Below are 7,181 nucleotides of genomic sequence, written 5' to 3'. Positions count from 1 at the left end.
CATCGTGTAGGGTTTTCATGAATGTCAGACTCCTTCGTTTCTTTGAATTTGGCGGCCATAGCCAACAGTTCCTTGGCATTTTCCCGGGCAGAACGGGAGGTATTGGTGCCGCCGGTCATACGCATGATCTCCTGAATCCGTCCTTCCGGATCCAGCACATCCACCTGGCTGATGGTGCTGCCTTTTTCCGCGCTTTTATGGATGTACAGCTGATGGTCGGCGAAGCAGGCGATCTGGGCCAGGTGGGTGATGCACAGCACTTGCCGCTCCCGGGCGATGAGGGCCATTTTTTCCGCCATTTTCTGGGCGGTAACGCCCCCCACCCCGGTGTCGATTTCGTCGAAGATCATGGTGGGCACCCCGAACTTCTTCATCATCACCGTCTTGAGAGCCAGGGCGAACCGGGACAGTTCACCGCCGGAAGCGATCCGGCCCAGAGGCTTCAGATCCATCCCCGCATTGGCGGAAAACAGGAACTGGATGCTGTCCTGGCCCCGGCCGTGGCATTCGGGCAGCCGGGTAAACTGAAGATCCACCCGGCCTTCAGGCATGGCCAGGTCCCGGATATGGGGCAGCAGGGCCTTCACCAGGCCGGCAGCGGCTTTCTTCCGGGCGGCCGTGAGTTTGTCCGCTTCCGTCTGCATTTCTGCCTTCAGGATGGCTTCCTGTTTCCGGAGCCGGGCCAGGGTGGATTCCAGGGACAGGAGCCCTTCATATTCCGCCTGGGCCTTGTCCCGGTAGGCCAGTACCTCTTCCAGGCTGCCTCCGAATTTCTGCTTCAGCCGGTACAGCAGGTCCAGCCGTTCCTGGGCCGCTTCCAGGGTATCCCGGTCATCATGATCCGCCGCCAGAATGTCCCCCAGGGACTGGCGCACGTCTTCCAGGGTTTCCCAGGCAGAATCCATACTTTCCGCATAGGGTTTCAGCTCAGGCGCATAGTCCAGCACCCCTTCCAGAGTGGTCCGGGCGGTGTTGATGGCATCCAGGGCACTGGGGCCGCTGTCTTCGCCCCCTTCCAGGTAGTGATGGGCTTCCCCCACTGCCTGGAGGATTTTTTCCTGGTTGCTCAGCTTCCGGACCGTTTCCCGGAGCTGATCATCTTCTCCCGGCTGGATATGGGCTTCGTCAATTTCCTTGATTTCTGCTTCCAGCCGCTCCAGGTCTTCGGTCTGGTGGGCATCCTTCAGCAGCCACTTTTTCACCGTTTCCCTGGCTTTGTCATAGGCCACGAATTTTTCCTGGTATTTTTCCAACAGGGTCTGGAGCCCTGGTTCCAGGTGGTCCAGGATGGTGAGAGCCGCCCCGGGGGCCAGCAGGGTCTGGTTCTCGTGCTGACCGTGGATGTCCACCAGCTGGCTGGCCAGACGGGTGAGCACGTACACCGGCACCTGCCGCTCGTTTACAAAGGCCTGGCTCTTGCCCCCGGCAGTGACCTTCCGGCGGAGGAACAGGGTGTCTTCCCCCAGATCCAGATCCAGTTCCCGGAGGATGTCATGGACATTTTCCAGCCCCTCGATGTCGAACACCGCCTGGATCCAGTAGGAATCCGCCCCTTTCCGCAGGTAGTCCCCGCTGGCCCGGCTGCCCAGTACAATGCTGAAGGCGTCGATCAGGATGGATTTCCCGGCGCCGGTTTCCCCGGTGAACACATTGAACCCCGGGGTAAAGTCCACCCGCAGATGGTCGATCAGGGCAAAATTGTGCACTTCCAAGGAATTCAGCATGTCAGCGTCCTTTCTTGACCATGAGCCGCTGCTTCACCGTCTCCACATGGTCCTTGGAATCCACGATCAGGAGCACCGTATCATCGCCCCCTACGGTCCCCAGCAGTTCCTTCCAGCTGAGATGGTCCAGGGCATAGGCCACAGCCTGGGCAGTGCCCGGCAGGGTATGGAGGACGATCAGGTTCTCGGCGGAACTGATGGTAAGGGTGTAGCCCCGGAGGGTGTCCTCCAGCCGTTCCGTGGTCAGGATCTTGCTGTTTTCCGAAGGGAAGGAATATTTGTACCGTCCGTCCTCATCGGGGATCTTGATCAGCATCATTTCTTTGATGTCCCGGGACACGGTGGCCTGGGTCACGTTGAAGCCAGCCTTCTTCAGAGCTTCTGCAAGATCACTCTGGGTTTCGATCTGCTGGTTCTTGATGATGTCTTTAATGGCTTCCTGTCTGGATATTTTCATGGTCTTTCCGCTTGCCTCCTAAAGAATGGTCTGACCTTCATTTTTCAGCATCCTGTCCTGCCAGGTCGCATAGTAGGACAGGGGATTGATGCGCACGAACCGGGCATCACAGGGACTTTTTTCGATCAGGGCCCGCTGGTTCCAGGCCAGATGGCTTACCGTCATCCCGTCCGCGGAAATCAGGATGGTTTCGTAAGGAGGACGGGGGGCGATTTCAATGGCATGCTCCATGGGGATCACCAGAGGACGGGCATGGAGGGCATGAGGGCAGATGGGGGTGATGATGCTGGCCTTCAGGCTGGGATGGACCACCGGTCCCCCTGCCGAAAGGGAATAGGCCGTAGACCCGGTGGCGGTGGCAATGATCAGCCCATCGGAAGGGGCGTTGGCGGTAGGTTCCCCGTCGATCTTCAGACTCAGCCGGGTAAGCCGGGACCGGTCCCCGCTTTCCAGCACCATGTCGTTGAGGGCATGGGCCTTGCAGATCATCTTCTCTCCCTGCCATACCGTAAGCTGGAGCATGTTCCGTTTTTCCAGGATGTATTCTCCCGCCTTTACCTTCAGTAGGGCCTTGTACAGATCCGGAGCCCCCACTTCCGTCAGGAATCCCAGTTTCCCCATGTTCACCCCCAGCAGGGGGATGTTCAGCTGGGTCACGTACCGAGCAGCCCGGAGGATGGTCCCGTCTCCCCCCAGGGTCAGAGCCATGGAAAGCTGGGACAGACTGGCCGGGTCTTCCTGGTCATAGCCGGGTACTCCGTAGCTTTCGGCGATTTCCCGGGGGAACACCACCGGGATCTCTTCCGCCTTGCAGAATTCCACCAGCTTGGGCAACAGGGCCCGGACCTTCTCTTTGGGCAGATTGGGGAACACCCCCAGCCGCAGTCTTTTTTCCATTGTGCCACCCCTCATTTCTCCATTTCTCCTGGTTCTTTTTATTTTTCCAGGGTCTCATGGGAAGCTGCCACCACTTCCCGGATCCGTTCCGGTGTTACGGTGTCTTCCCCTTCTTTCCCCATGTAGAACAGGTATTCAATGTTCCCTTCCGGTCCCCGGATGGGCGAAAAATCCAGTCCCCGGGCCGCAAAGCCCAGTTCCCGGGCCTGGGCGATCACCTTTTCGATGACTTCCAGGTGCACCGCCGGATCCCGGACCACGCCTTTTTTCCCCACTTTCTCCCGTCCCGCCTCGAACTGGGGCTTGATCAGGGCGATGCCGAAGCCGTCGGGCTTCAGGATCTTGTAGGCACTGGGCAGCACCTTGTCCAGGGAAATGAAGGCCACATCAATGGTGAACACATCCACCAGTTCCCCCAGGGAATCCGCTTCCAGGAACCGGACATTGGTCCGTTCCATGTTCACCACCCGGGGATCCTGCCGGAGCTTCCAGGCCAATTGGCCATAGCCCACGTCGATGGCATAGACCTTGCTGGCTCCGTGCTGGAGGGCACAGTCCGTAAAGCCTCCGGTGGAGGCTCCCAGGTCCGCCACCACCTTCCCTTCCAGGGAAATGGGGAACACCTTCAGGGATTTGTCCAGTTTGTAGCCGCCCCGGCTCACAAAGGGCATCTTTTTCCCCAGCAGGGTGATCTTGGCATCGGGCTTCACCATGGTGCCGGGCTTGTCGATTTTCTGGTCGTTCACCAGCACTTCCCCGGCCATGATCACCGCCTGGGCCTTGCTCCGGGATTCAAAGAATCCCTGTTCCGTTAAAAACACATCCAAACGTTCTTTTTTCATAGTTCCTCTTTCCAGGCTTTGGCAATCACATCTGCCGCCCCTTCCGGATCCAGTTTCAAATCCTGGAGCAGCCGTTCCCGTTTCCCGTGGGGCACGTACAGATCCGGGATCCCCAGGTTCAGCACCCGGCAGTCTTTCAGCCGGCCCAACCGGTTCAGGGCATCCAGCACCCCTTCTCCGAAGCCTCCCGCCAGGGAGTTCTCTTCCAGGGTCACCAGCAGCTTTACCTGATGGCTGGCTTCTTCCAGGGCTTCTTTGTCCAGGGGCTTTACGAACCGGGCGTTCACCACCCCGGCGGAAAGGCCCTGTTTTTCCAGGATATCCGCCACTTTCCGGGCTGTATCCACCATGGTCCCCACCGCCCACAGGTCAATCTGATTTCCTTCCCGGAGCCGCCGGCTCTTCCCCATGGGCAGGGTGTGGATTTCCGGATCCAGGGGCACTCCCAGCCCGGACCCCCGGGGATACCTGAGCACGGAAGGCCCGTTGTATTCCAGAGAGGTTTTCAGCATGTGCCGGAGCTCGTTTTCGTCCCCCGGGACCATCATCACCATATTGGGCATTAGCCGCAGGTAGGACAGGTCATAGGCCCCGTGATGGGTGCTGCCGTCGTCCCCCACCAGCCCGGCCCGGTCCAGGCACAGGGTAAAAGGCAGGTTCTGCATGGCCACATCGTGGAGCAGCTGGTCAAAGGCCCGTTGGGCAAAGGTGGAATACAGGGCCACCAGAGGATGGTACCCGTTGGCCGCCAGCCCGGCGCCCATGGTCACTGCATGCTGTTCCGCAATGCCCACGTCAAAGAACCGGTCCGGGTAATATTTCCCAAATACGTCCAGGCCGGTGCCTTCCGGCATGGCGGCGGTAATGGCCACCACTTTCCGGTTCTTCTCTCCCAGTTCCACCAGGGCATCGCTGAACACTTTGGTATAGGTGGCAGGAGCCTGGGGATTGGAGAATTTCTTCCCGGTGGCAATGTCGAAGGGGCCGGTGCCATGGAAAGCGTTGGGCCGCTCTTCCGCCGGTTTGTACCCTTTCCCCTTGGTGGTGAGCACATGGATGAACACCGGCTCATCCAGCTGCTTGGCCTTTTCAAAGGTTTCCATCAGGGCAGTCAGGTCGTGGCCGTCCACCGGTCCCAGGTATTTAAAGCCGAAGTCTTCGAAGAGCATCCCGGGCACAAAGAAGTACTTGAAGCTGTCCTTGAGACGGCCCACCGCCCGGGCCACACTGCTGCCGATGGAAGGCAGCCCTTTCAGGAAGTTTTCCACTTCCGTTTTCACCCGGGAATAGGTGGGATCCGTCCGGAGTTCCGTAAGATAGGAAGACAGGGCCCCCACGTTTTTGGAAATGGACATTTCGTTGTCATTGAGGACCACGATCAGCTTCTTGTGGAGATCCCCGGCGTTGTTCAGCCCTTCCATGGCTTCCCCGCCGGTAAGGGCTCCGTCCCCGATGACGGCAATCACATTGTAGTCGTCCCCGGCCAGGTCCCGGGCACAGGCGATTCCCAGAGCCGCCGAAATGGAGGTGCTGGAGTGGCCGGGGCCGAAGCAGTCATATTCGCTTTCCGTCCGTTTGGGGAAGCCGCAGAGGCCGCCGTACTGCCGGAGAGTGGGGAATTTGTCCAGCCGGCCGGTCAGCAGTTTGTGGACATAGGACTGATGGCCCACATCCCAGACGATCTTGTCCCGAGGCATGGAAAACACCTTATGCAGGGCGACGGTCAGTTCCACCACTCCCAGGTTGGGGGCCAGATGCCCTCCGTTCCGGCTGGTCACTTCCAGGATCTCCTCCCGGATTTCCTGGCACAGTTCCGGCAGCTGGGCATCGGGGATTTTTTTCAGGTCCGACGGTGCATGTATGGTTGGCAAGAGTTTCATAAGGGTCCGTCCTCCCCCGTCCTTATTTCTTCCGGTTGTACAGATAGCGGGTGATTTCCACCAGGGGCTGGGCCTTTTCGCCCAGGGGCGCCAGGGTCTCTTCCGCTTCTTTCAGGGTCTGGGCGGCCATTTCTTTGGCTTTTTCCAGACCGAACAGAGACACATAGGTGGATTTGTGGAGTTTTTCGTCGCTGTGGGCCGGTTTGCCCATAACCTTGGCATCCCCTTCCACATCCAGGATGTCGTCAGTGATCTGGAAGGCCAGACCGAAGAGAGCGGCAAAATGGGTCATGGTCCGGAGGGTGTCCGGATCCGCCCCCCCCAGCATGGCGCCGCCCCGGACCGCAGCCACGAACATGGCCCCGGTCTTGGCTTCGTGGAGCTTCTTCATCTGTTCCAGGGTCAGCTGCTGGTCTTCAGAGGTAATGTCCAGAGCCTGGCCGCCTACCATGCCGGTAGGGCCGGCGCATTTTGCCACCAGACGGACCACCTCCAGGAGCACCTTGGGATCCACTCCCCGCTGTTCCAGCATCACTTCAAAAGCCTGGGTCAGCAGGCCATCTCCGGCCAAAAGGGCCATGGCATCCCCGAACACCTTGTGGTTGGTGAGGCGGCCCCGGCGGTAATCGTCATTGTCCATGGAAGGCAGGTCGTCGTGGATCAGAGAATAGGTATGGATCATTTCCAGTCCTGCAGCCACCGCCACAAAATCCGTACCGTTGGCCCCCACCGCATCTGCTGCCGCCATGAGCAGGATGGGCCGGAGCCGCTTGCCCCCGGCCGCCACAGAATACATCATGGCCTTGTCCACCGGGGAAATGCTCCCCACTCCCAGGCGCACCTGGAGATATCCGTTGACCAGAGCCCCACGGCTCCGTAAATAACTGCGCAGTTCCATTATTCCTTCTCCTCCGGAAACAGGGCCAGGGCAAAATCATCCTGGCTGGTTTCCACGATTTTTTTCACGTCCTGCTGGACTTTTTTCAGCTGGGCCGCACAATTCCGGCTCAGTTCCATACCTTCTTTATAGAGAGCCACTGTCTCATCCAGGGACAGTTCCCCGCTTTCCAGCTTTTCCACAATGGTTTCCAGCCGTTTCAGGCCCTCTTCAAAGGAAACCGTTTCTGCTTTCTTTCTGGGCATTATGCTTTTCCTTCCTTGACCGTTTCCACCTGGGAGACTGCCGCTCCCTGAGCGAACCGGGTCACCAGGGTATCACCGGGCCGGAGATCCGACGCCTGCCGGACCACCTTTCCCTGTGCATTTTCTGTTATGGTATAACCCCGCCGGAGCACCCCATAGGGATCCAGGGCCCCCAGCTTGGCGGTAATCACTTCCAGTTTCTGCTGCCGGTTTTCCAGCAGCCGGTCCCCGGCCTGTT

8 protein-coding genes are annotated in these 7,181 nt (G+C 59.2%); all 8 read right to left on the bottom strand.

Translation table 11 applies throughout. The annotated features are described in order from the left end of the window. Positions 1 to 1,724 (bottom strand): DNA repair protein RecN (gene recN, locus QVO43_RS06770; protein WP_288174666.1); only part of this gene is annotated, 1,724 nt, incomplete at its 3' end. A gap of 1 nt (position 1,725) precedes the next feature. Continuing rightward, positions 1,726 to 2,181 (bottom strand): arginine repressor, encoded by a 456-nt coding sequence (gene argR / locus QVO43_RS06765; protein WP_022487779.1) that lies wholly within the window; start codon positions 2,179 to 2,181, stop codon positions 1,726 to 1,728. 18 nt (positions 2,182 to 2,199) lie between these two features. Then, positions 2,200 to 3,078 (bottom strand): NAD(+)/NADH kinase, encoded by an 879-nt coding sequence (locus QVO43_RS06760; RefSeq protein WP_154488163.1) that lies wholly within the window; start codon positions 3,076 to 3,078, stop codon positions 2,200 to 2,202. A gap of 38 nt (positions 3,079 to 3,116) precedes the next feature. After that, positions 3,117 to 3,920, bottom strand: a complete 804-nt coding sequence (locus QVO43_RS06755) for a TlyA family RNA methyltransferase (protein WP_022487777.1) — start codon at positions 3,918 to 3,920, stop codon at positions 3,117 to 3,119. Then, positions 3,917 to 5,800 (bottom strand): 1-deoxy-D-xylulose-5-phosphate synthase, encoded by a 1,884-nt coding sequence (dxs, locus tag QVO43_RS06750; RefSeq protein WP_022487776.1) that lies wholly within the window; start codon positions 5,798 to 5,800, stop codon positions 3,917 to 3,919. The genes QVO43_RS06755 and dxs overlap by 4 nt, the downstream gene beginning before the upstream one ends. A 22-nt stretch (positions 5,801 to 5,822) precedes the next feature. Continuing rightward, positions 5,823 to 6,698: a polyprenyl synthetase family protein gene (locus QVO43_RS06745; RefSeq protein ID WP_022487775.1), complete on the bottom strand. Its 876-nt coding sequence runs from the start codon at positions 6,696 to 6,698 to the stop codon at positions 5,823 to 5,825. Then, positions 6,698 to 6,943: an exodeoxyribonuclease VII small subunit gene (gene xseB, locus QVO43_RS06740; RefSeq protein ID WP_022487774.1), complete on the bottom strand. Its 246-nt coding sequence runs from the start codon at positions 6,941 to 6,943 to the stop codon at positions 6,698 to 6,700. The genes QVO43_RS06745 and xseB overlap by 1 nt, the downstream gene beginning before the upstream one ends. Next, on the bottom strand, positions 6,943 to 7,181 hold a 239-nt coding region (locus QVO43_RS06735; protein ID WP_288174664.1), incomplete at its 5' end, for an exodeoxyribonuclease VII large subunit. The genes QVO43_RS06735 and xseB, both read right to left, overlap by 1 nt.

The sequence above is a fragment of the Acidaminococcus sp. CAG:542 genome (assembly GCF_000437815.1).
Taxonomy (GTDB): domain Bacteria; phylum Bacillota; class Negativicutes; order Acidaminococcales; family Acidaminococcaceae; genus Acidaminococcus.
Note: the sequence above shows the minus strand (reverse complement) of the source record. Positions and strands in the feature narration are given on the sequence as shown.